Annotated in this window: 26 protein-coding genes; 13 read left to right on the forward strand and 13 right to left on the reverse strand. The window is 62.5% G+C overall.

Annotated features, from left to right (window positions below; genetic code table 11):
- The first annotated feature begins 83 nt into the window (after positions 1-83).
- The 3 genes from NKI06_RS01485 to NKI06_RS01495 all read left to right on the forward strand — a co-directional run bounded on the left by NKI06_RS01485 (position 84) and on the right by NKI06_RS01495 (position 1,767).
- Entirely contained in the window at positions 84-620 is a 537-nt protein-coding gene (locus NKI06_RS01485; RefSeq protein ID WP_352983648.1) for a hypothetical protein, read from the forward strand.
- 33 nt (positions 621-653) lie between these two features.
- Complete coding sequence (locus NKI06_RS01490) at positions 654-1,031, forward strand: VOC family protein (RefSeq protein ID WP_023706192.1); 378 nt, start codon at positions 654-656, stop codon at positions 1,029-1,031.
- 106 nt (positions 1,032-1,137) lie between these two features.
- On the forward strand, positions 1,138-1,767 hold the full coding sequence (locus tag NKI06_RS01495; protein WP_023670949.1) for a MarC family protein: 630 nt from the start codon (positions 1,138-1,140) through the stop codon (positions 1,765-1,767).
- A gap of 52 nt (positions 1,768-1,819) precedes the next feature.
- On the opposite strand, the gene NKI06_RS01500 is transcribed toward NKI06_RS01495, so the two are convergent.
- The 4 genes from NKI06_RS01500 to NKI06_RS01515 all read right to left on the reverse strand — a co-directional run bounded on the left by NKI06_RS01500 (position 1,820) and on the right by NKI06_RS01515 (position 3,850).
- Positions 1,820-2,245 carry an OsmC family protein gene (locus NKI06_RS01500; RefSeq protein ID WP_023706191.1) on the reverse strand — a complete coding sequence of 142 codons (426 nt, stop codon included), beginning with the start codon at positions 2,243-2,245 and terminating at the stop codon, positions 1,820-1,822.
- A gap of 23 nt (positions 2,246-2,268) precedes the next feature.
- Positions 2,269-2,667 (reverse strand): DUF2306 domain-containing protein, encoded by a 399-nt coding sequence (locus tag NKI06_RS01505; protein WP_023752202.1) that lies wholly within the window; start codon positions 2,665-2,667, stop codon positions 2,269-2,271.
- Between the two features lie 37 nt (positions 2,668-2,704).
- Complete coding sequence (gene ssb, locus NKI06_RS01510; RefSeq protein WP_023670946.1) at positions 2,705-3,238, reverse strand: single-stranded DNA-binding protein; 534 nt, start codon at positions 3,236-3,238, stop codon at positions 2,705-2,707.
- A gap of 210 nt (positions 3,239-3,448) precedes the next feature.
- The gene (locus tag NKI06_RS01515; RefSeq protein ID WP_023706189.1) at positions 3,449-3,850 is read right to left on the reverse strand and encodes a hypothetical protein; all 402 of its coding nucleotides are present in this window, start codon (positions 3,848-3,850) and stop codon (positions 3,449-3,451) included.
- Between the two features lie 132 nt (positions 3,851-3,982).
- On the opposite strand from NKI06_RS01515, the gene NKI06_RS01520 reads away from it, so the two are divergent.
- The 8 genes from NKI06_RS01520 (at position 3,983) to NKI06_RS01555 (ending at position 12,264) form a co-directional block, all read left to right on the forward strand.
- Positions 3,983-4,297, forward strand: coding sequence for an ArsR/SmtB family transcription factor (locus NKI06_RS01520; RefSeq protein ID WP_352518810.1), 315 nt, complete (start codon positions 3,983-3,985; stop codon positions 4,295-4,297).
- Positions 4,294-4,761: an SRPBCC family protein gene (locus tag NKI06_RS01525; RefSeq protein WP_352518811.1), complete on the forward strand. Its 468-nt coding sequence runs from the start codon at positions 4,294-4,296 to the stop codon at positions 4,759-4,761. Before NKI06_RS01520 ends, NKI06_RS01525 begins: the two co-directional genes overlap by 4 nt.
- A 29-nt stretch (positions 4,762-4,790) precedes the next feature.
- On the forward strand, positions 4,791-5,399 hold the full coding sequence (locus NKI06_RS01530) for an ATP-dependent Clp protease proteolytic subunit (RefSeq protein WP_352983652.1): 609 nt from the start codon (positions 4,791-4,793) through the stop codon (positions 5,397-5,399).
- A 146-nt stretch (positions 5,400-5,545) separates the two neighbouring features.
- Positions 5,546-5,767: a hypothetical protein gene (locus NKI06_RS01535; protein ID WP_245260866.1), complete on the forward strand. Its 222-nt coding sequence runs from the start codon at positions 5,546-5,548 to the stop codon at positions 5,765-5,767.
- A 783-nt stretch (positions 5,768-6,550) separates the two neighbouring features.
- Positions 6,551-9,472 (forward strand): excinuclease ABC subunit UvrA, encoded by a 2,922-nt coding sequence (gene uvrA, locus NKI06_RS01540; RefSeq protein WP_023746153.1) that lies wholly within the window; start codon positions 6,551-6,553, stop codon positions 9,470-9,472.
- A 34-nt stretch (positions 9,473-9,506) separates the two neighbouring features.
- Positions 9,507-9,965: a GNAT family N-acetyltransferase gene (locus tag NKI06_RS01545; RefSeq protein WP_352983654.1), complete on the forward strand. Its 459-nt coding sequence runs from the start codon at positions 9,507-9,509 to the stop codon at positions 9,963-9,965.
- Positions 9,966-9,998: 33 nt separating this feature from the next.
- Positions 9,999-10,802 (forward strand): DUF72 domain-containing protein, encoded by an 804-nt coding sequence (locus NKI06_RS01550; RefSeq protein WP_352983656.1) that lies wholly within the window; start codon positions 9,999-10,001, stop codon positions 10,800-10,802.
- A gap of 316 nt (positions 10,803-11,118) precedes the next feature.
- Positions 11,119-12,264, forward strand: a complete 1,146-nt coding sequence (locus NKI06_RS01555) for a GGDEF domain-containing protein (RefSeq protein WP_352983659.1) — start codon at positions 11,119-11,121, stop codon at positions 12,262-12,264.
- 92 nt (positions 12,265-12,356) lie between these two features.
- Here the strand turns inward: NKI06_RS01555 and NKI06_RS01560 are convergent, their stop codons facing one another.
- The 6 genes from NKI06_RS01560 to urtA all read right to left on the reverse strand — a co-directional run bounded on the left by NKI06_RS01560 (position 12,357) and on the right by urtA (position 18,673).
- A complete protein-coding gene (locus NKI06_RS01560) occupies positions 12,357-12,533 on the reverse strand; it encodes a hypothetical protein (RefSeq protein WP_023670936.1) in 177 nt (58 codons plus the stop codon).
- 355 nt (positions 12,534-12,888) lie between these two features.
- Positions 12,889-13,584 (reverse strand): urea ABC transporter ATP-binding subunit UrtE, encoded by a 696-nt coding sequence (gene urtE, locus NKI06_RS01565; protein ID WP_023688639.1) that lies wholly within the window; start codon positions 13,582-13,584, stop codon positions 12,889-12,891.
- Positions 13,585-13,653: 69 nt separating this feature from the next.
- Positions 13,654-14,400, reverse strand: a complete 747-nt coding sequence (urtD, locus tag NKI06_RS01570) for an urea ABC transporter ATP-binding protein UrtD (protein WP_023696501.1) — start codon at positions 14,398-14,400, stop codon at positions 13,654-13,656.
- 4 nt (positions 14,401-14,404) lie between these two features.
- Entirely contained in the window at positions 14,405-15,637 is a 1,233-nt protein-coding gene (gene urtC, locus NKI06_RS01575) for an urea ABC transporter permease subunit UrtC (RefSeq protein WP_023670933.1), read from the reverse strand.
- A complete protein-coding gene (gene urtB / locus NKI06_RS01580) occupies positions 15,634-17,250 on the reverse strand; it encodes an urea ABC transporter permease subunit UrtB (protein WP_023684622.1) in 1,617 nt (538 codons plus the stop codon). Before urtB ends, urtC begins: the two co-directional genes overlap by 4 nt.
- A 112-nt stretch (positions 17,251-17,362) precedes the next feature.
- On the reverse strand, positions 17,363-18,673 hold the full coding sequence (gene urtA, locus NKI06_RS01585) for an urea ABC transporter substrate-binding protein (RefSeq protein WP_352983665.1): 1,311 nt from the start codon (positions 18,671-18,673) through the stop codon (positions 17,363-17,365).
- 313 nt (positions 18,674-18,986) lie between these two features.
- On the opposite strand from urtA, the gene NKI06_RS01590 reads away from it, so the two are divergent.
- Entirely contained in the window at positions 18,987-19,382 is a 396-nt protein-coding gene (locus NKI06_RS01590) for a hypothetical protein (RefSeq protein WP_352983667.1), read from the forward strand.
- A 117-nt stretch (positions 19,383-19,499) separates the two neighbouring features.
- Positions 19,500-21,413 (forward strand): PhoX family protein, encoded by a 1,914-nt coding sequence (locus NKI06_RS01595; RefSeq protein WP_352983670.1) that lies wholly within the window; start codon positions 19,500-19,502, stop codon positions 21,411-21,413.
- Between the two features lie 64 nt (positions 21,414-21,477).
- On the opposite strand, the gene NKI06_RS01600 is transcribed toward NKI06_RS01595, so the two are convergent.
- The 3 genes from NKI06_RS01600 to NKI06_RS01610 form a co-directional block, all read right to left on the reverse strand.
- Positions 21,478-23,049, reverse strand: coding sequence for a GMC family oxidoreductase (locus NKI06_RS01600; RefSeq protein ID WP_352983673.1), 1,572 nt, complete (start codon positions 23,047-23,049; stop codon positions 21,478-21,480).
- A 50-nt stretch (positions 23,050-23,099) separates the two neighbouring features.
- Entirely contained in the window at positions 23,100-23,624 is a 525-nt protein-coding gene (locus tag NKI06_RS01605) for a gluconate 2-dehydrogenase subunit 3 family protein (RefSeq protein WP_352512627.1), read from the reverse strand.
- 82 nt (positions 23,625-23,706) lie between these two features.
- Positions 23,707-24,102 (reverse strand): VOC family protein, encoded by a 396-nt coding sequence (locus NKI06_RS01610; RefSeq protein WP_352983677.1) that lies wholly within the window; start codon positions 24,100-24,102, stop codon positions 23,707-23,709.
- Positions 24,103-24,206: the final 104 nt, after the last annotated feature.

The raw sequence follows: 24,206 nt of genomic DNA on the forward strand, positions 1-24,206 counted from the left end.
TGAAAGATAGCAATTTTTGCCAAGCGCGACACCCTGCCGGGGCCTATCGCTTGCAGCCTCCTGACACAACGAAGGCAGCAAGTATGATCGGTACATCCTCCTTTGCCGAAGCGCTCCACAGCGACGGCCCCAACCCCGGTCTGGCTGACAAGCTTGATCTCTACGGCCGCTTCGTCGGCGCCTGGACATTCGATGCCACGCGCCATCTCGAGGACGGCACGGTTCTCACCGGACGCGGCGAGGTGCATTTCGGCTGGGTCCTGGAAGGCAGGGCGATCCAGGATGTATGGATCCTGCCCGCGCGGGATGCCGGCCCCTCGCCTTCTCTCGGCAAATGGACTTTCTATGGCACAACGCTGCGGGCCTATGATCCCGGCTCGGATGCCTGGCACATCTTCTGGAGCGACCCGCGCAACCAATACTACAGCCGCCAGCTTGGTCGCGCCGAAGGCGACACGATTGTGCAGGTCGGCGCCGACGGCACTGGTTCCTCGGTCCGCTGGAGCTTTTCGCGCATCACGAAAGACAGCTTCCGCTGGCTCGGCGAGCGTTCGCACGACGATGGCAAGACATGGCGTCTCGAAGTCGAGTTCCTGGCGCGCCGCGTCACCCAGGACTGATGACGCAACATATTGCAAAAAAGGTGAAACAACATGCTTGACCATGTCTCGATCGGCGTCCGCGACACCAACGTTTCGAAGCCCTTCTACGATGCCGCGCTAAAGCCGCTCGGTTATTCCTGCCTCAGCCAGTCGCCAGGCTCACTGGGTTATGGTGCGCAAGCCGTCGCGCTGTGGGTGAACGACGCGGAGCGGCCAGTGCCATCGGACGAGAAGTCCGGTCTGCATTTCTGCTTTGCCGCGCCGACGAGGCAGAGTGTCGTCGCCTTCCATGCCGCCGCCTTGCGTGCAGGCGGCAGCGACAATGGCGCGCCGGGCCTGCGCGCCGACTATGGCGAGGACTATTACGCTGCCTTCATCGTCGATCCCGACGGCTATCGCCTGGAGGCCTATTGCAACGCTGCCGCCTAACATAGCCGGCGTCTCCGGTATCGGCATCTCAGACGGTTCCCACCGGCCAGGCTTTGCTCTACCACTATCGTGGCGCAGGGGTCCGGCCCGGCGGGAGGGGTCAGCGATGCCGAGTTTCGACAGCCTGTTCAACGCCTTCGTCACCATTCTGGTGACCATCGACCCGCCAGGTCTCGCGCCGCTCTTCCTCGCGGTGACACGCGGCATGAACCGCGAGGAACGTCAGCAGGTTTCGGTGCGCGCCTCGATCATCGGCTTCCTGGTGATGGCGCTGTTTGCGGTGGCCGGGGCGTCCATCCTGTCGGTGTTCGGCATCACGTTGCCGGCTTTCCGCGTCGCCGGCGGGTTTTTGCTGTTCTTCATCGCGTTCGAAATGGTGTTTGAGCGCCGCCAGGACCGCAAGGAGAAGATCGGCGACGTCGCCATCACCAAGGACATGATCCACAACATCGCGGCCTTCCCGCTGGCGATCCCGCTGATCGCCGGCCCCGGTGCGATTTCGGCGACTGTGCTACTGTCGGGCTCTTTTCAGGGTTTTGCAGCACAAGCGGCGCTGGTCGGCATCATCTTCGTCTGCCTTGCCATCACCTATCTGGTGTTCGTGCTGTCGGAGCGCATCGACCGCATCCTCGGCCAGACCGGCCGCTCGATCCTCACCCGCCTGCTCGGCGTCATCCTGGCCGCGCTTGCGGTTCAGTTCGTCGCGGATGGGATCAAGGCGCTGATGGCGGGGTGAACGGCAGCCCCTGCTCCCTGCTCCCTGCTCCCTGCTCCCTGCTCCCTGCTCCCTACTCCACCGCCGTATCGACGACCTCGAAATCGTGGGTGATGACAGCCGTCTTGGCCAGCATGGCCGAGGCCGAGCAGTATTTCTCGATCGACAGGTTGATGGCGCGCTGGACCTTGTCGCGCGACAGCGCGTGGCCCGTGACGATGAAATGCATGTGGATGCGGGTGAAGACTTTGGGGTCGGTTTCGGCCCGGTCGGCGTCGAGTTCTACAACACAGTCCTCGATCGCCTCGCGGCCTTTTTCGAGGATGTGGACGACATCATAGGCCGAGCAGCCGCCGGTGCCGATCAGCACCAGCTCCATCGGGCTCGGACCTGGCGTCTTGCCTTCCGGCCCGGGGGCGGTCCCCAGCACCAGTTTGTGGCCGCTGCCGGACTCGCCGACGAAGGTGCGCTCCTCGACCCATTTAATCCGTGCTTTCACGGCAATCTTCGTTTCAGAAAGCGTCACTGGCCGAAGACGACCGTGTGCATGATCCGCCCCGGCAGCAGCGTGAACACGCCGGCGCCGATCAGGGCGAAAACATACAGCGATATCATGACCCTGCGATGTTTCGCGACCCGATGCATATGCGCGTGCCAGACCGCCAGCGGCACGGCGATCAACACTAAAATCGACAAGAGATGGATCGGGCTGAACGGACCGACGAGGCGTATCTGCTGGATCCAGAAACTGGAGATGGCGACGACCAGCATCAGCGCCGCCCAGGTATAGCCGACGACACGATGACGCGTCGTGCCTTTCGGCAGCGCCAGTTGCGTAGCGCCAATGGCCAGCGCGGCAAGGGCCGCGAAGGCGTGCCATGGAATGGGAGGGCGCGCCGATAGAAGCGGTCCGAGCGACATCGCGCCCTCTCCTCAGATATCGCTGACTACCGTCAGCTCAGAACGGGATTTCGTCGTCCAGTTCGCGCGACGAGCCGCCGCCACCGCCGCCCTTGGAACCGCCGCCACCGCTATTGCCGCCGCGGTTGAAGCTCTCATTGGGGCCAGACTGGCCGAAATCCGAGCCACGGCTCGCGCCGCCGCCGCCGGCATAGTTGCCGACCTGACCGCCGCCCTCGCCGCGAGAATCGAGCATCTGCAGCTCGCCGCGGAATTTCTGCAGCACGACTTCGGTCGTGTACTTGTCGGCGCCGGTCTGGTCTTGCCATTTGCGTGTCTGCAGCTGGCCTTCGACGTAAACCTTCATGCCCTTCTTCAGGTACTGCTCGGCGACCTTGGCGATCTGGTCATTGAAAATGACCACGTTGTGCCATTCGGTCTTTTCCTTGCGCTCGCCGGAGTTCTTGTCGCGCCAGCTTTCCGACGTGGCGATGCGGATGTTGACGACCGGATCACCGGAATTCAGGCGGCGGATTTCAGGGTCCGCGCCGAGGTTACCGACCAGAATGACCTTGTTGACGCTACCCGCCATGACACTTCTCCGTGCTCATCCGAAACAAATTTCAAGTCGTTCACCTTACAGGCCGCGCACAATCCTGGCTTGCCGCGGCTGGCTTTTCCCACAAGGTTTTTGTTCCCTTTTCGTTCCTATACTGTTAACCACGGATTGTCAAGGAATGGCAGCAATCGCCGACGCGGGCGCGTGGATTTAGCTGACACGCAGGGGCGAGAAGCGGTGTCGTCAGCGCCGTTTTTTAGCTGGCCGCAACGGACCGAAAAAGCCGCTCCACTCCATGCCCATGCCATGGGCGCGCTGTGCGATCACGGTTGGCGCCGACATCAGCCCGACTGCAGGTTCAGATTTCAGAGCCGGGTCATTCAGCAATTTCCCGATCGCGCGCCCGTGCCACCACACCTGAGCGACGAGCGCCGCTACCACCGCGATCAGGCCCCAGGTCCCCAATCCTTCGCCGAAGATGTAAATCCCGTGTGGCGGCGATAGCGCCGTACCCAGCTTGGCCAACAAGATCACGGCCACGAAACCGATGACGGCGATCGCTCCTATACCGAGTACGAGGCGGCGATAGAGCCTCAGAGCCTCGTTGAGGTTCTCGGCGGACGAAAGATCGACGTTGGAATTCATAAATACTACTCCTGCCTCGCGATGATCGGCCCATCTTGTTCCCCACGGCTTAGAGGCCCGGCAGGATCCAATCAATACGGGCATTCAAAACACCCCTTGCCAAATCGATAAGTATCGACTTATGCTTTTGCCATGATCGAAGCAGAGATTTTTCGCGCCCTGGCCGACCCGACGCGACGCGCCGTCTACGAGCGGCTGACCGCCGGCGAGATGAGCGTGTCGGAGTTGCGCACTGGCATGAGCGTGTCGCAGCCGGCGGTGTCGCAGCACCTTGCCGTGCTGCGCGGCGCAGGCCTGGTCAGCGAAAGACGCGCCGGCCGCAACGCCTACTATCGCGCCGATCCGCAAGGGCTCGAGCCGCTGCTCGGCTGGATCGAACGCTACCGCGCATTCTGGCCGGAGCGCATCGAAAGACTGAAGGCCGTTTTGAAGGACATGGACCAATGACCGACGAAAAGCAGACGCAGACCGCCAAAGATGCCCTCGCCTTCGAATGCGATCTGCCGGACGCACCGGAAAAAGTGTGGCGGGCACTGACCGTGCCGGACCTCTTGGCGGAATGGATGATGCCGAACGACATCAAGCCGGAAACCGGCAGCCGCTTTGCCTTTGCCGGGCCTGAGAAGCCGATCGAGTGCGAAGTGCTCGATGCCGAACCGGGGCGCCTGCTGCGCTATTCCTGGCGCGAGCGTTCCGGCGACGCCGACCGCGAGGAGCTGGAGAGCATCGTCACCTTCACACTCGCCCGCACCGTTTCCGGCGGCACGCATCTGCGCATCGTCCATGACGGGTTTGTCCTGACGCCTGCGGTTGCGATGGCCGGCGCCGGCTGCCTGCTCTCGCTGCACGCATATAAGCCCAAGCCGCCAGTCGCAGCCAACGCGCCGCGCCTGTTGCTGCGCGCTGCCTGACCCGGAAAAATCAAAACGGAGACAATGAGATGAGCGGCTTTGCCAATCTGGTGCCGATGGTGATCGAGCAATCGAGCCGCGGCGAACGTGCCTTCGACATTTTCTCGCGGCTGCTGCGCGAGCGCATCATCTTCGTCAATGGCGAGATCAATGACGGCATGTCGGCGCTGGTCTGCGCCCAGCTTCTGTCGCTGGAATCGGACAATCCCGACAAGGAGATCTCGCTCTACATCAACTCTCCGGGCGGCGTGGTTACCAGCGGCTTCGCCATCTACGACACGATGCAATATGTCAGCTGCCCGGTGTCGACCGTGTGCATGGGCTTTGCCGCGTCGATGGCCTCCTTCCTGCTGATGGCGGGAACGCCGGGGCGGCGCATCGCGCTGCCCAATGCCAGCATCGTGCTGCATCAGCCTTTGGGCGGCTTCCAGGGCCAGGCCTCCGACATCCAGCGTCACGCCGAAGGCATTTTGCGCACCAAGCGGCACATGGCCGACCTCTACGCTCACCATTGCGGCCGCACCCACGAAGAGGTCGAACGCACGCTCGACCGCGATTTCTTCATGACCGCGAAGGAGGCCATGGACTGGGGCCTCGTCGACCACGTCTTCGACACCCGCAAGCAGGCAGCGGCCTGATCGGCGGATTGAATGCAGGCCGGTGTTCCCTCAATTTCAACGCCGCTGGTCTGGCCTCGCCTTGAGCGCGGCACTATAGTCTTGCCATGCGCTACCACCTGAACAGACTGACCATAGCCATTGCCATCACGGCGGCGACATCGAGCATGGCCTTTGCCGGGGGCAGCACCAGCACGTCGTGGAAAGGCGCCCTGCCCGGCGTGGCCGGCGACTACCGCATCGCCAAGCCCGCGCCGCAGCCGGACCCGGACGACGCGCTGCCTGCCGGCGAGAACGGCACGTTCAAGATCGGCGACACCGATGTCAGGATTTCCGGCAGCATCACTGTCGATGTCGGCACGGGTGGGATCAAGCCGCCGCGCCGGTAGCCCCTTCTCCCAGCTACTATACGGGAGAGAAAGCCTGCGCCGACGACTTCCTCGCAAAAGAACAGCCCCGCCGTTGCTTCCGCTAACGGTCGGGGCTTTTTTTGGATTCCAAATCCAAACTGCCGGTAGTGTTATACCGACTTTGATTTCGGATGCTTCGCGGCATTCAGCCGACGATCCGACTAGCCGTCTCTGATTTTTGTGGGATTCGGCAGGTCACGGTTTGTCTGGTGGTTTGTTGGACTGACGCGATGCGTTCGTTTGGACGCATACACTCCAATGCCTTGAAACTACCTGGCACTTATGCCCGCCGCGGCTCCACTAGCAGGTGGAGCCTCAAGGGACTATCCGGTGGCGTCATGCTCCGCTCCTATGTCCGTTGCGACTGGTGTCAATCCGAAGCACAAATCGCAAAAACCTGCGGCGTCTCGCAGGCCGCTATGGGCGGCGAGGCCATCAAAGACGGCCGGCTCCGTTGACTCCGGCAGAGTGCGCCCCTGATTTGACGGCGTCAACCTTGAATAGCCGGTTACGGAAAATGTGATCGCCGGGAGCTTACGTCAGGGTCAGTTTCTGAAACACCCTTGTCAGTTTCTGCACAGCTTTGTCAGGAGCGTGTTCGGCCTTTGTTCTTTCCGCTTGCCCCTTCGCTCGAAAGACGGTTAAACGGCTTTGGTCGAGAAGTGTGGCGTCTCTCGACGTGGCGGCAAAAATACCTACATAGGGAATGGCCGGGAAAACCCGCCGATCCCACTGACACCAGACCTGAGGCGGCGACCGGCGATGGCCGACCATAAATACCTTTCCATTCGCGGGGCACGCGAACACAACCTGAAGAATGTCGATCTCGACCTGCCGCGTGACAGCCTGATCGTCATGACCGGCCTGTCGGGCTCCGGCAAATCGTCGCTTGCTTTCGACACCATCTATGCCGAGGGCCAGCGCCGTTACGTCGAGAGCCTGTCGGCCTATGCGCGCCAGTTCCTCGAAATGATGCAGAAGCCGGATGTCGACCAGATCGACGGCCTATCACCGGCCATCTCCATCGAGCAGAAGACCACGTCTAAGAACCCGCGCTCGACAGTCGGCACCGTCACCGAGATCTACGACTATATGCGCCTGCTGTTTGCGCGCGTCGGCATCCCCTATTCGCCGGCCACCGGCCTGCCGATCGAGAGCCAGACGGTTTCGCAGATGGTCGACCGGGTGCTAGCGGTCGAGGAAGGCACGCGCCTTTTCCTGCTGGCGCCGATCGTGCGCGGCCGCAAGGGCGAGTATCGAAAGGAACTGCTGGAGCTGCAGAAGAAGGGCTTTCAGCGCGTCAAGGTCGACGGCGTCTTCTATGAGATCGCCGATGTGCCGGCGTTGGACAAGAAGTACAAGCACGACATCGACGTCGTCGTCGACCGCATCGTCGTGCGCGGCGACCTGGCGACACGGCTTGCCGATTCCATCGAAACGGCGCTGAAGCTCGCCGAAGGGCTGGCGGTGGCCGAGTTCGCCGACCGGCCGCTCGACGCCAGCCAGACCGGCGAGGACTCGGTCAACAAATCGAAGAACGAGACGCATGAGCGCATCCTGTTCTCGGAAAAATTCGCCTGCCCGGTTTCCGGCTTCACCATTCCGGAGATCGAGCCCAGGCTGTTCTCGTTCAACAACCCGTTCGGCGCCTGCCCGACCTGCGACGGCCTCGGCAATCAGCGCGCCATCGACGCCAGCCTGATCGTGCCGGACGAAAACGTGTCGCTGCGCGACGGCGCCGTCAGCCCGTGGGCGAAATCGACCTCGCCCTATTATGCGCAGACGCTGGAAGCGCTGGGCAAGGCATACGGCTTCAAGCTCGGCGACAAGTTCAAAGACCTGACCGAAGAGGCCAAGGAAGCCGTCCTGCGCGGCACCGGCGAGCGCGAGGTCACCTTCCAATATGATGACGGCCTGCGCTCCTACAAGACCACCAAGACGTTCGAGGGCGTCATTCCCAATCTCGAACGGCGGTGGAAGGAAACCGAATCCGCCTGGATGCGCGAGGAGATCGAGCGCTTCATGTCGGCGACGCCCTGCCCGGTCTGCAAGGGATACCGGCTGAAGCCGGAAGCGCTGGCGGTGAAGATCGCCGGCAAGCATATCGGCGAAGTCACAGAGCTGTCGATCCGCAAGGCCGACCAGTGGTTCACCGAACTCCCGCCACATCTCAACGACCAGCAGAACGAGATCGCGGTGCGCGTTCTCAAGGAAATCCGTGACCGCCTGCGCTTCCTCAACGATGTCGGCCTCGACTATCTGACGCTGTCGCGCAATTCCGGCACGCTGTCGGGCGGCGAGAGCCAGCGCATTCGTCTGGCGTCGCAGATCGGCTCCGGCCTCACCGGCGTGCTCTATGTGCTGGACGAGCCGTCGATCGGCCTGCACCAGCGCGATAATGCCCGCCTGCTCGACACGCTGAAGCATTTGCGCGACATCGGCAACACGGTGATCGTCGTCGAGCATGACGAGGACGCCATCCTGCATGCCGACTATGTCGTCGACATGGGCCCGGCCGCCGGCATCCATGGCGGCGAGATCATCGCCCAGGGCACGCCGCAGCAGGTGATGGCCAACCCGAATTCGATCACCGGCAAATATCTGTCGGGCGCGCTTGAAGTGGCGACACCTGGTGTCCGGCGCGAAGCCAAGAAGAACCGCCGGCTGAAGATCGTCGGCGCGCGCGGCAACAATCTGAAGAACGTCACTGCCGAAATCCCGCTCGGCACTTTCACCGCCGTCACCGGCGTGTCGGGCGGCGGCAAGTCGACCTTCCTGATCGAGACTTTGTTCAAGGCGGCGTCGCGCCGCATCATGGGCTCGCGCGAGCATCCGGCCGATCACGACCGCATCGAGGGCCTCGAATTCCTCGACAAGGTCATCGACATCGACCAGTCGCCGATCGGCCGCACACCGCGTTCGAACCCGGCCACCTACACCGGCGCCTTCACACCGATCCGCGACTGGTTCGCCGGCCTGCCCGAGGCCAAGGCCCGCGGCTATCAGCCGGGCCGCTTCTCCTTCAACGTCAAGGGCGGCCGCTGCGAGGCCTGCCAGGGCGACGGCGTCATCAAGATCGAGATGCACTTCCTGCCCGACGTCTACGTCACGTGCGACGTCTGCCATGGCAAGCGCTATAACCGCGAGACGCTGGATGTCGTGTTCAAGGGCAAGTCGATCGCGGACGTCCTGGACATGACGGTCGAGGAAGGTGTCGATTTCTTTGCCGCCGTGCCCGGCGTGCGCGACAAGCTCGACACGCTGAAGCAGGTCGGCCTCGGCTACATCCATATCGGCCAGCAGGCGACGACGCTGTCGGGCGGCGAGGCGCAGCGCATCAAGCTCGCCAAGGAATTGTCGCGCAAGGCGACCGGCAAGACGCTCTACATCCTCGACGAGCCGACCACCGGCCTGCACTTCCACGACGTCGCCAAGTTGCTGGAAGTGCTTCACGAACTGGTCGACCAGGGCAACACGGTGGTGGTCATCGAGCACAATCTCGAAGTCATCAAGACCGCCGACTGGGTGCTCGACCTCGGCCCCGAAGGCGGCGATGGCGGTGGCGAACTGGTGGCACAGGGCACACCGGAAGCCATCGTGCGCGAAAAGCGCAGCTACACCGGCCAGTTCCTGAAGGAGCTTTTGGAGCGGCGGCCCGGAGGCAAGCGCGAAGCGGCGGAGTAACTGACAGACCGGTCGGGCGCCTGGAGAGCTTTGAATGACAGTCCGACAGGCGCTTGCCGGTGATCTCGACGCAGTCGTCTCGCTGACGCAGACCGCCTATGAGCACTACACGCCCTTGTTAGGCGCGCCGCCGCTCCCAGTCACCGAGGACTATGCGCCACGCATCGAGCGTGGCGAGGTCTGGCTCTTGGAGAGCGGCGCGGAACTCGCCGGGCTGATCATTATTGAGCGCCATCCCGATCATGCGATGATCTTCAGCGTCGCGGTCTCCCCCGCTTTCCAGGGCAGGAAACTCGGCACCGCGCTGCTCGACTTCGCCCAGGAACAGGCGCGGCTATGGGGTGTGCCGGAGGTGCGGCTCTACACCAATTCGCGCATGGAGCGGAACATCGAGATCTATACGGCCTATGGCTTCCACGAAACCGGCCGCCGAGCCAATCCCCACCGTCCCGGATGGACCGTGGTCGACATGATCAAACCGGTTGGAAACTAGCCTGACCGCATTTTTAGAACTGGGAGGAAGACGATGACCAGCCAAGGAACAATCCGCGCCGGCATGGGCGGCTGGACTTTTGAGCCTTGGGATACGTCTTTCTACCCGGACAAATTGCCCAAGGCCAAGCAGCTGCACTATGCCAGCCGCCAGGTGCCGAGCATCGAGGTCAACGGCACCTACTATTCCAGCTTCAAGGAGCCGACCTTCGTCAAATGGGCTGGCGAGGCGCCGGACGGTTTCGTCTATTCGGTGAAGGGCAATCGCTTCGTCACCAACCGGCGCGTGCTTGGCGAAGCCGGCGAGTCCATGACGCGCTTCCTCGGCTCCGGCATTGCCGCGCTGGGCGACAAGCTGGGCCCGATCCTGTGGCAGTTCGCGCCGACGAAAAAGTTCGACGCCGACGATTTCGAGGCCTTCCTGAAGCTGCTGCCGGAAAAGCAGGATGGCGTCGCGCTGCGCCATGCGCTGGAAGTGCGCAACGACAGTTTCAGCGTGCCGGAATTTGTGAGCCTGGCGCGCAAATACAAGGCGGCGATCGTCTATGCCGACCATGCCAAATATCCTGGTATCGCCGACATCACCGGCGATTTTATCTATGCGCGGCTGCAGACCGGCAGCGACGACAATCCGGATTGCTATACGCCGAAGGGCCTGGACGAATGGGCAGCGCGGGTGAAGACCTGGGCGCAAGGCAAGCAGCCGGCAGATCTGCGGCGCGCCGATCCGACTTTCGACGCGCCGGTGAAACCGCGCGACGTGTTCGTCTACTTCATCACCGAGGGCAAGGTGCGCGCGCCGTTCGGCGCCATGGCGCTGATGAAGCGGGTGAGCTGATCGGTTAAAGCGCGTCGCGCTGAACCGGATTCGTACGTCGCGATTTAAGTCTTTGTCTTGATGCAAGCCGTTGTCCCAGAACCGCGGCACACTTCTGGGCGACATGCATTAGGAGCAATTCCAGGAAAAGTGCGGACCGGTTTTCCCGGAAATCCGCGTAGCGCTTTCCCTTGAAAAGGGTTTCAACCCAGAATTGCTACGATCAACCGAAGCGTGATAGCTTATGCGCATCGTAACCTTATCGATTACCTCCTTCCTGCATAAATCCGGTGCGGGTCCTTTCTAGAGGCCGGCCGCCGCGCGCAAGGACGAGGGCATGTCGCTCGACTACAGTTCCCTTCTGTTGGCTGTCGGGTTTTCCGCCGCTTGCCTCGGCCTGACGCTGTTCGGCATTTGGCTTACCGCGCGCTCGGAAAAATTCCTGCTGACCTGGGCGGTCAGCGTGCTTCTGATCGTCGCCGACGTCTTCGCCTACCAGGCCTATATCGACGCGCCCGGACGCCTGCTCGGCCTCGCCAGCTTCACGTTCCTGCTGCTCGGCTTCGCGACCATGCTGGGCGCGGCCCATCAGTTCACGACCGGCCGCTCGCCATTGCCGCGCATAGCTGTCGGCGCCGGCGTCTCGCTGGCAGTCGCCTTGCCGCCGATGGCGCTTGGCTATGAAGGGCTGGGCTTCATGCTGGAGAATGCCTTCGCCGCGCTGCTTTTGTTTGCGACGGCCTATGAATACTGGAAGGGTCGTACGGAATTCCCGGCCCCGATCCTCGGCATTGCAGGGCTCTACACCGCCACCGCAATTTCCTTCGTGCTGTGCTCCGGTGCACTTGTCTGGGATGGCAGGCTGGTGCTTGGCCATGCGCCGAGCAACTGGGCCGAGGATTTCAGCCTCATCGTCGTCATCGCCTGCATGACCGGCATCGGCGCGCTCTCGCTGGCGCTCAACCAGGGACGCCTGGCGCAGCATCATCGCCGCGAAGCGCTGACCGATCCGCTGACCGGACTGCTCAACCGGCGCGCTTTGTTCGACCTTCACGGCAAAACACCGGTCCGGTCCTTCACCGCCGTGATCGTGTTCGATCTCGACGGCTTCAAGGCCATCAATGACGAGTTCGGCCATGCCACCGGCGATGAGGTGCTGAAACTGTTCGCCAAGGATTTGACCGCCAATCTCCAGCCAGGCGATGTCGCCGCGCGCATGGGCGGAGAGGAATTTGCATTGGTGCTCGATCGCACCTTGCCTGAAAAGGTGGAATTCATAGCCGAGCGCATCCGGGCCAGTTTTGCCATGCGCCGGATCGATACCGAGACCCGCCTGCTCTCCTGCACGGTCAGCGCCGGCTACGCCTTCGGCAGCGAGGGCGGCACCAAATTCGACAAGGTGCTCAGCGCCGCCGACAAAGCGCTTTACGGCGCCAAGCGCGGCGGCCGCAACCGTGTGCTCGCCTTCCGGCGCGCCGGGTAGGTTGGGCTGATATTCAGCCGGCCTGAACCTCACCACACGTAAAACAACACCCCAAAGCGCGTCGCATGAGGCCGTTCAGGCGCGACGCGCTTTTAGGCCGCTATGACGATCTCGTTGTAAGTGTCGAGGTCGACGTAGAAAACCTTGGTGATTTCGCCGATCAGCTCATCCTGCTGGTAGCCTTGCGAGCGCAGAATGTTGATGGCGGTAATGATGTCGACACGCTCTGTCAGCCGTCGTTTCTGGTGGTCCTCGACGAACCGTTCCATAGCCCTATTCTCCTGGCAAGATTATCTGAACGCATTGACCGACAATCAGAACTGCGAGGGAAGCTAGGGTGGCTTGCTTGCGTGGAACTTGCAGGCTGAGCCAGCATATTCCCTCGATCTGCTACAGAACCAGACTGATACGGAAGCGGCCGACTCACCGAGGCCTAGGAAAGACTAGCATGCAGTATTCGGCGTGCCAGAGTGTGCGCATCGCCTTGTACGAGAACGAGCAAGGCGATCTGGTTACTTCGCACGAATGATGGGCCGGGCTTCGCACAGGATAAAACCGTTCCGTAGCGATCCTTCACGCCCCCCTCTGTCCTGCCGACGTCAAACGTTCGGAATCCCGGTCCGTCTACACCGTCAGAAACTTCCTGACGTCCGCCCGGTCGAGATCTTCGGCCGGGCCGGTGTGGACGATCTGGCCGCGGTCCATGATGTTGACCTCGTCGGCGAGCTCGCGGCAGAAATCGAGATATTGCTCGACCAGAAGCACCGCAATGCCGGCCTGATCGCGCAAATAGCGGATCGCGCGGCCGATGTCCTTGATGATCGAGGGCTGGATGCCTTCGGTCGGCTCGTCGAGCACCAGCAGTTTCGGCCGCATGACGAGCGCCCGGCCGATGGCGAGCTGCTGCTGCTGGCCGCCTGAGAGATCGCCGCCGCGCCGCCCCAGCATCTGCTTCAGCACCGGAAACAGTTCGAAGACATGCGCCGGCACGTTGCGGTCGGCGCGCTTCAACGGCGCAAAGCCGGACTCCAGGTTTTCGCGCACCGTCAGCAGCGGAAAGATCTCCCTGCCCTGCGGTACGAATGCGATGCCCGACCGGGCGCGGTCATACGCCGCGCTCCGGTCGAGCGCCTTCCCCTCGAAGGCAACGCTTCCGCTCGTCAGCCGGTGGTGGCCGACGATCGATCTCATCAAACTGGTCTTGCCGACGCCGTTGCGGCCGAGCACGCAGGTGATCTTGCCGGCACCTGCCGTCAGCGACACGCCGCGCAGCGCCTGGGCGGCGCCGTAATGGAGCGTGGCGTTGGAAACTTCGAGCATGTCAGCGCCTTCTCCAGAAGCGGAGGAACGAAAACTCGAAGCGATGGAATTGCACCCGCCAGACCATGCTCATCTCCCGAGATAAACTTCGACGACCCGCTCGTCGGCCGAGACGAAATCGAGCGAGCCTTCCGACAGCACCGATCCCTCATGCAGGCAGGTGACCTTGACGCCGAGTTCGCGCACGAAATGCATGTCGTGCTCGACGACGATGACCGAATGGTCGCGCGCTATGTCCTTGAGCAGCCGCGCGGTTTCCTCGGTCTCGGCATCGGTCATCCCTGCGACCGGCTCGTCAACCAAAAGCAGCTTCGGGTCCTGCGCCAGCAGCATACCGATCTCCAGCCACTGTTTCTGGCCATGGCTGAGATTGGCTGCCAGATCGTGGCGCTTGTCGCCCAGCCGGATGATGCCGAGGATGTCGTCGATCTGTCTGGCTTCGGCGGCCGAGCGGCGATGGAACAGCGCCGGAAAGATCGAGCGCGGGCCCTTCAGCGCCAGCATCAGATTGTCTTCGACGCTGTGGCTTTCGAAGACGGTCGGCTTCTGGAATTTGCGGCCGATGCCCATCATGGCGATCTCCGCCTCGTCGTGCCGGGTCAGATCGACCTGGCCGTCGAAGAACACTTCGCCCTCGTCGGGCCGGGTCTTGCCGGTGACGATGTCCATCATCGTCGTCTTGCCGGCGCCGTTGGGACCGATGATGGCGCGCATCTCGCCCTTGTCGAGCACCAGCGACAGATTGTTGATGGCGCGGAAACCGTCGAAGGAGACCGAGACGCCGTCGAGATAGAGGATGGTGTTGGACTTCGACATCGCTCTATTCCGCCGGCTGCGGTTCAGGCCCGGACGCGGACCAGGCACCGGGCGTTGTTGCTGCGCTGCGCACGATCTTCGATGGCGGCGGGGCATCAGGGTCTGTGCCCGCTTCCTCTGCAATCGCTGCAGCCCGCATCGCCCGAGCGTTACCGCGCCAGGAATCCCACATGCCGACGATGCCCTTGGGCAGGAACAGGGTTACGGCGACGAACAGGCCGCCGAGCGCAAACAGCCAGAACTCCGGCAGCAGGCCGGTGAACCAGGATTTGCCGGCGTTGACCAGCAGCGCGCCGACGATCGGGCCGACAATGGTGCCGCGCCCACCGACGGCTGCCCAGATCACGACTTCGATGGAATTGGACGGCTCGAATTCGCCGGGATTGATGATACCGACCTGCGGCACATAGAGCGCGCCGGCGATGCCGGCCATGACAGCCGAGACGGTGAAGGCAAACAGCTTCACGTTCTCCGCCCGCCAGCCGAGGAAGCGGGTGCGGCTCTCGGCGTCGCGCACCGCCATCAGCAGCTTGCCGTATTTGGAGCCGACGATCGCCCAGGTGATGAAGACGGCGAGCGCGAGTATGATGGCGCTGGCGGCAAACAGGGCCGAGCGGGTGGCGTCGGCCTGCACGTTGAAGCCCAGAATATCCTTGAAATCGGTCAAGCCGTTGTTGCCGCCGAAACCCATGTCATTGCGGAAGAAGGCGAGCAGCAGCGCGTAGGTCATCGCCTGGGTGATGATGGAGAGATAGACGCCGGTGACGCGGCTGCGGAAGGCGAACCAGCCGAAGACGAAGGCGAGCAGGCCGGGCACCGCCAGCACCATGATGGCGGCGAACCAGAAGTGGTCGAAACCGGTCCAGAACCAGGGCAATTCCTTGTAGTTCAGGAACACCATGAAATCGGGCAGGATCGGATTGCCGTAAACGCCGCGCGAGCCGATCTGGCGCATGAGGTACATGCCCATCGCATAGCCGCCGAGGGCGAAGAAGGCGCCATGGCCGAGCGAGAGGATGCCGCAATAGCCCCAGACGAGATCGAGCGCCAAGGCAAGCAATGCATAGCAGAGGTATTTGCCCGTCAACGCGACGATGTAGGACGGAATATAGAACGCGCTTTGCGGCGACACTGCGAGGTTGAGCAGCGGCACGATAATGGCGGCCGTCAGCAGGATGAAAATAGTGATGGCGATGCGACGGTCGGCACCCGCGGCGAAGAAGCGTCCCGTGATCATGTTTCCACCGCCCTGCCCTTGAGCGCGAACAGGCCGCGCGGGCGCTTCTGGATGAACAGGATGATCAGCACCAGCACGACGATCTTGCCGAGCACCGCGCCAGCATAGGGTTCGAGAACCTTGTTGACGATGCCGAGCGAGAAGGCGCCGACCAGCGTGCCCCAGAGATTGCCGACGCCGCCGAAGACCACGACCATGAAGCTGTCGATGATGTAGCCGCGGCCGAGATTGGGCGAGACATTGTCGATCTGGCTGAGCGCGACGCCGGCAATGCCGGCAATGCCGGAGCCGAGCGCAAAGGTCAGCGCATCGACCCAAGGCGTCCTGATGCCCATCGAGGCGGCCATGCGGCGGTTGGCGGTGACGGCGCGCATCTGAAGGCCCCAGGGCGTGCGCTTCATAACAAAGAGCAGCACGCCGAAGACGGTGAGCGCGAACACCAGGATCCAGAGGCGGTTCCAGGTGACGGCGAGTTGGCCGACATCGAACGATCCCGACATCCAGGAGGGGTTGCCGACCTCCTGGTTGGTCGGTCCGAAGATCGAGCGCACCGCCTGCTGCAGGACAAGCGAGACGCCCCAGGTTGCGAGCAGCGTTTCCAGCGGCCGGCCGTAGAGGAAACGGATGACGCCGCGCTCGATGATCAGGCCGACGGAAGCGGCAACCAGGAAGGCGAGCGGCAGCGCGATCACCAGCGACCAGTCGAACAGGCCGGGGAATGAGGTTCGGATCACCTGCTGGACGACGAAGGTGGTGTAGGCGCCGAGCATCACCATCTCGCCATGCGCCATGTTGATGACGCCCATGACGCCGAAGGTGATGGCGAGGCCGATGGCGGCCAGCAGCAGCACCGAGCCAAGCGAGATGCCGTACCATATGTTCTGGCCGGCATCCCACAGCGCCAGGCTCGAATTGATGCTGGCGATTGCCGCCGTCGCGGCATCCTTGACCGCGCCTTGCGCATTGGCCTCGACCGCGGTGAGCAGCGAGACCGCGTCGCGGTCGCCGCGCGCGCCGATCAGGGCAATGGCGGCAAGCTTGTCGGCCTCCGGCTTGTCGGAGACCAGCACCGATGCCGCGCGCGCCTGTTCGAACAATGCCTTGACCTTGGCGTCGGTCTCGGCGGCGATGGCTGCATCGAGCGGCTCGATATTGGCGGCATCGGGGGTCTTGAACATGGTGTCGGCGGCGGCGATGCGGACAGAAGGATCTTTCGCGCGCAACGTCAGCGTTCCCAGCGCATCTCGGATGACACGACGCAGCGTGTTGTTGACCTTGATCTTCGTGATGTCGGCCTTGGGGGCGTCGCCGGCTTTCTCGCCACTCAGCGGGTCGAGCAGCGTGACGCTGTCGGCGGCCTCACTGCCGACGAAGACGGCTGAATCGGCTTTACGGATGTAAAGGTTGCCTTCGGCGAGCGCTGCAAGCGGGCGCTCGACCAGCGGATCGCCGGTGGCGGCAAGTTCGCGCACGACGGCCTCAGTGGCGGCAAAGCCCGTGCCCGTGGCGAATTTGGCGACGATGGCGCGCAGATCGGCTTCGGCTGCGTTCGACGGCAATAGGCTTGCCACCAGGAACACCAGCATGAGGCCGAGAGTGCGCAACAGGATCATCCGTTCAGATACTCTTCTGTGGGGAAATTCCGCGTCCGGGCGGGCTGAAGCGCCCGGACGCTTGGCGGTACCGATCGTGGGCGCGTCCACGCTCGGTCGGTCCCGGGAGGGATCAGTTCGTGCCCTTGCCGCCGCATTTGCCGGTGGCAACGTTGAAGTTGCCGCAGGACAGAGGCGCGCGCCAATCCGAAATCAGGTCCTTGGAATCGGGCAGATAGTCGGACCATTCGTCGCCCATCACGAGGCCGGGCGTCTGCGACACGGTCTCGAACTGGCCGTCGGCCTGGATCTCGCCGATCAGCACCGGCTTGGTGATGTGATGGTTCGGCATCATGGTCGAATAGCCGCCGGTGAGGTTCGGCACGGACACGCCGACCATGGCGTCGATGACCTTGTCGGGATCGGTGGTGCCGGCCTTTTCGACCGCCTTCACCCACATGTTGAAGCCGATATAGTGAGCTTCCATCGGGTCGTTGGTGGTGCGCTTGTCATTCTTGATGAACTTGTGCCAGTCGGCGATGAACTTCTTGTTTTCGGGTGTGTCGACGCTCTCGAAATAGTTCCAGGCAGCGAGATGGCCGACCAGCGGCGCGGTATCGAGACCGGCCAGTTCTTCCTCACCGACCGAAAAGGCCATGACCGGGATGTCCTCGGCCTTGATGCCCTGGTTGCCGAGTTCCTTGTAGAACGGAACGTTGGCGTCGCCATTGACGGTCGAGACGACGGCGGTCTTCTTGCCGGCCGAGCCGAATTTCTTGATTGCGGAGACTTCGGTCTGCCAGTCGGAGAAGCCGAACGGCGTGTAGTTGACCATGATGTCTTCGGCGGCGACGCCCTTGGCCTTCAGATAGGCCTCGAGGATTTTGTTGGTGGTTCGGGGATAGACGTAGTCGGTGCCTTCCAGCACCCAGCGCTTCACCGAGCCACCGTCCTCGCTCATGAGATAATCGACGGCAGGAATCGCCTGCTGGTTCGGGGCGGCGCCGGTGTAGAACACGTTGCGCTCGCTTTCCTCGCCCTCATACTGGACGGGGTAGAACAGGATGTTGTCGAGTTCCGAGAACACCGGCAGCACCGATTTGCGCGACACCGAGGTCCAGCAGCCGAACACGGCGGCGACCTTGTCCTTCGAGATCAGCTCGCGCGCCTTTTCGGCGAAGAGCGGCCAGTTGGAGGCCGGATCGACAACGACCGCCTCGAGCTTCTTGCCGAGCAGACCGCCCTTGGCATTCTGCTCTTCGATGAGCATCAGCATGGCGTCTTTCAGCGTCGTCTCCGAAATCGCCATGGTCCCCGACAGCGAATGCAGAATGCCGACCTTGATCGTATCTTCGGCGGCCTTGGCCGGAGACGACATCGACAGGCCGGCGGCGAACACGCCGGCCGAAAACATTTTTGTTATTGTGGAGAAATTACCCCTCATACCGAAGACTCCCAAGCTGTTTGATTGCACCGCGACAATGCAAAGCAACTGCCGTGCCAAACGCGAAGGCGCCGCTCACGAAGATGGAATAGCCGAGCGTTTTCAGCCGGTTGGTATATTGGCCTGGAGAAAAACAAAGGCAGCCGGTAAAAATTGATTGAGGCAAATTTGCGCAGCGCACACGACTTTTGCCTAATTTTCGCCCAAATAGGATAAATGCCTAGTTTTTGATCTCCGGCCGTGGGTTCCGGGCGAACAATGTTGCGGCACCGCGCAAAAATAGGGCAAGCTCGCCCTTCAAAAGAGAGACGTCATGACATCTCGCATCTCACGGATTTCCGGCATCCTGCTGCTGATGGCAACGAGCGGCGCCGCGCGCGCCGATTTCAGCGAGGGCAAACTTCCGGACGGCACCTATCATTGCGAGGTCTATTTGCTCGGCGCCTTCCTCAACCTCGGCGACATCACTATCAAGGGCAATGTCTATACCGGCCCGGTGACGTTCGGAACGGCGCTGCAAGGCTACAACTATCAGATGAACGCCAATGGCGAGATCACCTGGCTCGGGCCGCTGGGCGGCTATACCACCGGTGGCAACTCCGTCTCCATGACACAGGCAACACTGGACGGCGAGACCGCCCCGTCATTCGACGTCATTCTGAAGCAGCCCGACGGCGCCTTCACCGCCTCGACCTGCACCAAGGGCTGAGCGATGCGTAGTGCCGCGCCCAGTTGCGGCAAAACCTTCCTCTTATGTCATGTGAATGTTGCCTAAGCAGACTAGGGCAACGGTGCGCCGTAACATCCACCCTGAGAGGCAGACACCATGGCCAATGCACCGTCTTCATCCTCCCCCGTCATCCGCGAAATCATTGCCGAGCGCGTCTCGCGCCGGTCTCTTTTGAAAGGCAGCCTCGCCTCCGGCGCGCTGATTGCCGGCGGCAGCTTTGTCGGCTCCTTGTTTGCCGGCGAAACGCATGCCGCCACAGCGCAGTCGACGCTCGGCTTTCCCGAGCTGAAACGGGTCTACGGCAAGACCCATGCCGCCGCCGAAGGCTATGAGACGACCATCGTCGCGCGCTGGGGCGATCCGCTTGCAGCTGGCCTCGCCGAATTCGACGGCAACAAGGTCGCGGCGGAGGAACAGGAAAAGCGCTTCGGCTACAATTGCGACTACATCGCCTTCATGCCGCTGCCGAAGGGCACGGTGAATTCTGATCATGGCCTGCTCTGCGTCAACAACGAATACATCTCGCCCAATGTGATGTTTCCGGGGATGACCGAGGGCGATGCCGGCAAGACGATGACCAGGGAACAGGTCGATCTCGGCATGGCCGCGATGGGCCATTCGATCGTCGAGGTGCAATTGAAGGACGGCAAGTGGGAAACCGTGGCCGACAGTCCGCTGAACCGCCGCATCACCGCCAACACCGAAATGACCGTTTCCGGACCGGTTGCCGGCCATGCGCTGATGAAGACCTCGGCCGACGCGACTGGCACCAAAGTGCTCGGCACCAGCTACAACTGCAGCGGCGGTTTCACCCCGTGGGGTACGGTGCTGACCTGCGAGGAAGGCGTGTCCGACATTTTCGGCGGCGACCCGAAAAGGGCGCCGACCGCCGACCTGCTTGACCGTTACGGCTTCGACGGCTCCGACATCTATGGCCGCGGCCGCTTCCATGACCGCTTCAACCTCGACAAGGAACCGAACGAGGCCAACCGCTTCGACTGGGTGGTCGAGATCGACCCTTACGATCCTCAGTCCAGGCCGGTGAAGCGCACGGCACTTGGCCGCATGTCGCATGAGGCCTCGACCGTGGTCCTCAACAAGGACGGCCGCGTTGTCGTCTATATGGGTGACGACGACTATTTCGAATATATGTACCGCTTCGTCTCGGCCAAGGCCTATGACAAGGCCAACCCGGCCTCCGGCGCCGATCTGCTCGACGATGGCGTGCTGTCGGTCGCCCGCTTCGATGCCGATGGCTCGATGACGTGGCTGCCGTTGGTGCACGGCCAGGGCAAGCTTACCGTCGAGAACGGTTTTGCCGACCAGGCCGAGGTGCTGTTGAAGACGCGGTTTGCGGCAGATGCGCTCGGCGCCACGCCGATGGACCGGCCCGAGGACATCGAGACCAATCCGGTGACCGGCCGCGTCTATGCGGTGATGACCAAGAACAAGAAGCGCGACCAGTCAAAGGTCAATCCGGCCAACACGCGGCCGGAAAATCTCTGGGGCCATATTGTCGAACTGATCCCGCCCGGCGGCCGCGGCGCGGACGCCGACCACACGGCCGAAAACTATGCCTGGGACCTGTTCGTGCTCTGCGGCAATCCCAGGGATGCCAAGGTCGGCGCCACCTTCCATCCGGATACGTCGGACAATGGCTGGTTCGTCTGCCCCGACAACATCACCTTCGATCCGGCCGGGCGGCTGTGGGTGGCGACGGACGGCGCCAATGATTTCGACCTGCCGGACGGCGTCTATGGCGTCGATACCGAAGGTGCGGCGCGCGGCCTGCCGAAGCTGCTGTTCACCTGCCCGCATGGCGCCGAAGCGACCGGCCCATGCTTCACGCCGGACGGCACGACTTTGTTCCTGTCGGTGCAGCACCCTGCGGAAGATGCAGAGACGCTCGACAAGGCGCAGACGCTGTGGCCCGACTTCAGGGATGGCCAGCTGCCGCGACCGTCCGTCGTCGCCATCCGCCGCAAGGACGGACAGCCGGTCGGCGCATAGTGAGTCCTAGGGAAAAGGGCGGAACGCGCCATGCGCGTTCCGCGTAGCGATCCGGGAGGACGGCTCAGATCGTCTTGGCCGACATTTGCGAAGCGATGTATTCGGCCTGGCGGATAGCCAGCGACACAATCGTCAGCGTCGGATTTTCAGCCGCACCGGTCGTGAACTGGCTGCCGTCCGACACGAACAGGTTCTTGATGTCGTGCGCCTGGCCGTGCTTGTTGACGACGCCGTCTTCCGCCTTTTCGCTCATCCGGTTTGTGCCGAGATTGTGGGTTGAGGGATAGGGCGGCGTCGGGAAGGAGCGCGTCGCGCCGACCGCATCGTAAAGCGCTGTGGCCTGCTTGTAGGCATGATTGCGCATCGCCGTGTCGTTGGGATGATCATCGAAATGCACGTCGGCGATCGGCATGCCGTGCGCGTCCTTCTCGTCCTTGTGCAGCGTGACGCGGTTTTCCGCGCGCGGCATGTCCTCGCCGACGATCCACAGGCCAGCCATGTGATCATAGTGGTCGAGCGCGGTGGTGAATGAACGGCCCCAGCCGCCGGGATTGAGGAAGGCGGCCATGAAGGGCAAGCCGAGCGACAGCGTCTCGAATTCAAAGCCGCCGACAAAGCCGCGTGAGGGATCGTGCCGCGCCTCGTCGCGGATAATGCCGGCCATGGTGGTGCCGCGATACATATGCACCGGTTGGTCGAAAATGGCGTAGACCGAACCGGTGGTGTGGCGCATGTAGTTCTTGCCGACCTGCCCCGACGAATTGGCAAGCCCTTGCGGAAACTTCGCTGACTCGGAGTTCAGCAGCAGGCGCGGGCTTTCGATCGAGTTGCCGGCGACGGCGACAATGCGGGCCTTCTGCTCCTGCAGATTGCCGTCCTTGTCGGCATAGACGACGCCGGTCACTTTTCCGGTAGCGTCATGGTTGATCTTGATCGCCATGGCGTTTGGCCGGACCTCGAGATGGCCGGTCGCCTCACCCTTGGGAATCTCGGTGTAGAGCGTCGACCATTTGGCGCCCCATTTGCAGCCCTGGAAGCAGAAGCCGGTCTGTTGGCAGGAGTTGCGGTCGTCGCGCTCGACCGAATTGATTGCCATGTTGCCGGTATGACATTCCTTATAGCCGAGCTTGTCGGCGCCGGCCTTGAGCACCTTGAAGTTGTTGTTGCCGGGCAGCCGCGGCCAGCCATTGGTGCCGGTGACGCCCATCTTGGCTTCCGCCTTGGCGTAGTACGGCTCCATCTCGGCCAATGTGACTGGCCAGTCCAGCAGGTTGGCGCCTTCCAGCTTGCCGTAGGTCGAGAGCGTCCTGAACTCATGCTCCTGGAAGCGCAGCGAGGCGCCTGCCCAGTGCGTGGTCGAGCCGCCGACCGATTTGACGATCCAGGCCGGCAAATTGGGGAAATCCTTCGACACCCGCCAGTCGCCTGAGGTTGTGCGCTTGTCCGTCCAGGCGAGCTGGCTGAAGGAACCCCACTCGTCATTGATGAAATCCTCGTATTCGTGGCGCGCGCCGGCCTCGAGGATGACGACATCGACGCCTTTCTGGGCGAGTTCGTTGCCGAGCGTGCCGCCGCCGGCGCCGGAGCCGATGATCACGACCACGCCGTCGTTGTTGAGATCAAATGAAGCTGCCATGGTTTCCTCCCATGAATTCCTGTTTGCGGGGTTTCAAAACGACGGAGGGCTCAGAGCCACTCTATGTCGTCGAAACCGCGCGCGATGTAGCCGCCCTTGGAGTAGGATTCGCCCTCGTAGCCGAAGATCGGCCACACCTCCTGCTGGTTGTAGAGGCTGACGACGAGGCCGCCGCGGATGGACTGGAAGAACGGCGTCGCCTCGATCTGCTGCAGCACGGCGACGCGCTGCTCCTCCCAGCCGAGGCCGCGATAGCCGCCCTCGCCCGACTTCTTGTCGAGGTCGGCGATGCCGTCTTCGATCATCGTCTTGTAGGCAGCGTCCTTGCCGGCCTGCTCGTCATGGCTTTTTACGGCGATGGCGTAGTATTTGTCGGGCACCTGATCGTGCGGATAGATGTCGCGCGCCATCTGGATCAGCGTCGCCATGGTTTCGGGCTTGAGCGCCGATGTCTCGAGCCCCCAGGCATTTTCAGGGCTGATGACGGCGCTGCCGGAAATGACGAGCAACGCGCCGATGCCGCCGCGTTTGAGAAGTTCACGACGTGAGAGCCTCGCGTCATAGATCGTGACCATTTTGTTCCTCCCTGCTTGCTGTTTGCGCCCTTGAACAGCGCCGTTGCTGGCGTCGCGCGGGCTGAATGCGGCCGATAATCCCCTACTGGAAGCGCCCTCCACGCTGCAGAACCTCGATCTTGTAGCCGTCGGGGTCCTCGATGAAGAAAAAGCGGGCGATCAGCGATCCGTCGCGGTTGAATTCGACGATCTTCTTGGGGTTGAGGCCGAGCGCGCCGATCCGGTCGTGTTCTCTGTCGAGATCGGACACCGAGACCGCCAGGTGGCCGTAACCGTCGCCTAGCCCATAAGGCTCGGTGCGGCCCTTGTTCACGGTGAGTTCGAGCTCGAACCCCGTTTCGGCGTTGGCAAGGTAAATCAGCGTGAATGTCTCGAAATCCAGCCTGTCGGCGACTTCGAGCCCGAAAGCGTTTCTGTAGAAATCGACGGATCTGGCCTCTTGGAGAACCCGGATCATGGAATGGATTGCCTTCGCCAAATCAGTCTCCGCCGCTGCATGTTGGAGGCGATTATGGGCGGCACGCGCGAAAGGTGGTGGCAGCCGGTTACCACGGCTAAATTTGCAATCGCTGCTATGCCTGC

This window comes from Mesorhizobium sp. M0772, assembly GCF_040320135.1.
Taxonomy (GTDB): Bacteria; Pseudomonadota; Alphaproteobacteria; order Rhizobiales; family Rhizobiaceae; genus Mesorhizobium.

What these genes read in the sequence shown, in the direction of transcription:
- NKI06_RS01550 (WP_352983656.1), top strand. Translation starts at nt 9,999, where the DNA reads ATGACCAGCCAAGGAACAATCCGCGCCGGCATGGGCGGCTGGACTTTT.
- urtD (WP_023696501.1), bottom strand. Translation starts at nt 14,400, where the DNA reads ATGTCGAAGTCCAACACCATCCTCTATCTCGACGGCGTCTCGGTCTCC.
- NKI06_RS01490 (WP_023706192.1), top strand. Translation starts at nt 654, where the DNA reads ATGCTTGACCATGTCTCGATCGGCGTCCGCGACACCAACGTTTCGAAG.
- NKI06_RS01605 (WP_352512627.1), bottom strand. Translation starts at nt 23,624, where the DNA reads ATGGTCACGATCTATGACGCGAGGCTCTCACGTCGTGAACTTCTCAAA.
- NKI06_RS01485 (WP_352983648.1), top strand. Translation starts at nt 84, where the DNA reads ATGATCGGTACATCCTCCTTTGCCGAAGCGCTCCACAGCGACGGCCCC.
- urtB (WP_023684622.1), bottom strand. Translation starts at nt 17,250, where the DNA reads ATGATCCTGTTGCGCACTCTCGGCCTCATGCTGGTGTTCCTGGTGGCA.
- urtE (WP_023688639.1), bottom strand. Translation starts at nt 13,584, where the DNA reads ATGCTCGAAGTTTCCAACGCCACGCTCCATTACGGCGCCGCCCAGGCG.
- NKI06_RS01535 (WP_245260866.1), top strand. Translation starts at nt 5,546, where the DNA reads ATGGCCTTTGCCGGGGGCAGCACCAGCACGTCGTGGAAAGGCGCCCTG.
- ssb (WP_023670946.1), bottom strand. Translation starts at nt 3,238, where the DNA reads ATGGCGGGTAGCGTCAACAAGGTCATTCTGGTCGGTAACCTCGGCGCG.
- NKI06_RS01505 (WP_023752202.1), bottom strand. Translation starts at nt 2,667, where the DNA reads ATGTCGCTCGGACCGCTTCTATCGGCGCGCCCTCCCATTCCATGGCAC.
- NKI06_RS01520 (WP_352518810.1), top strand. Translation starts at nt 3,983, where the DNA reads ATGATCGAAGCAGAGATTTTTCGCGCCCTGGCCGACCCGACGCGACGC.
- NKI06_RS01525 (WP_352518811.1), top strand. Translation starts at nt 4,294, where the DNA reads ATGACCGACGAAAAGCAGACGCAGACCGCCAAAGATGCCCTCGCCTTC.
- NKI06_RS01515 (WP_023706189.1), bottom strand. Translation starts at nt 3,850, where the DNA reads ATGAATTCCAACGTCGATCTTTCGTCCGCCGAGAACCTCAACGAGGCT.
- uvrA (WP_023746153.1), top strand. Translation starts at nt 6,551, where the DNA reads ATGGCCGACCATAAATACCTTTCCATTCGCGGGGCACGCGAACACAAC.
- NKI06_RS01560 (WP_023670936.1), bottom strand. Translation starts at nt 12,533, where the DNA reads ATGGAACGGTTCGTCGAGGACCACCAGAAACGACGGCTGACAGAGCGT.
- urtA (WP_352983665.1), bottom strand. Translation starts at nt 18,673, where the DNA reads ATGAGGGGTAATTTCTCCACAATAACAAAAATGTTTTCGGCCGGCGTG.
- NKI06_RS01595 (WP_352983670.1), top strand. Translation starts at nt 19,500, where the DNA reads ATGGCCAATGCACCGTCTTCATCCTCCCCCGTCATCCGCGAAATCATT.
- NKI06_RS01555 (WP_352983659.1), top strand. Translation starts at nt 11,119, where the DNA reads ATGTCGCTCGACTACAGTTCCCTTCTGTTGGCTGTCGGGTTTTCCGCC.
- NKI06_RS01600 (WP_352983673.1), bottom strand. Translation starts at nt 23,049, where the DNA reads ATGGCAGCTTCATTTGATCTCAACAACGACGGCGTGGTCGTGATCATC.
- NKI06_RS01590 (WP_352983667.1), top strand. Translation starts at nt 18,987, where the DNA reads ATGACATCTCGCATCTCACGGATTTCCGGCATCCTGCTGCTGATGGCA.
- NKI06_RS01495 (WP_023670949.1), top strand. Translation starts at nt 1,138, where the DNA reads ATGCCGAGTTTCGACAGCCTGTTCAACGCCTTCGTCACCATTCTGGTG.
- NKI06_RS01545 (WP_352983654.1), top strand. Translation starts at nt 9,507, where the DNA reads ATGACAGTCCGACAGGCGCTTGCCGGTGATCTCGACGCAGTCGTCTCG.
- urtC (WP_023670933.1), bottom strand. Translation starts at nt 15,637, where the DNA reads ATGATCACGGGACGCTTCTTCGCCGCGGGTGCCGACCGTCGCATCGCC.
- NKI06_RS01530 (WP_352983652.1), top strand. Translation starts at nt 4,791, where the DNA reads ATGAGCGGCTTTGCCAATCTGGTGCCGATGGTGATCGAGCAATCGAGC.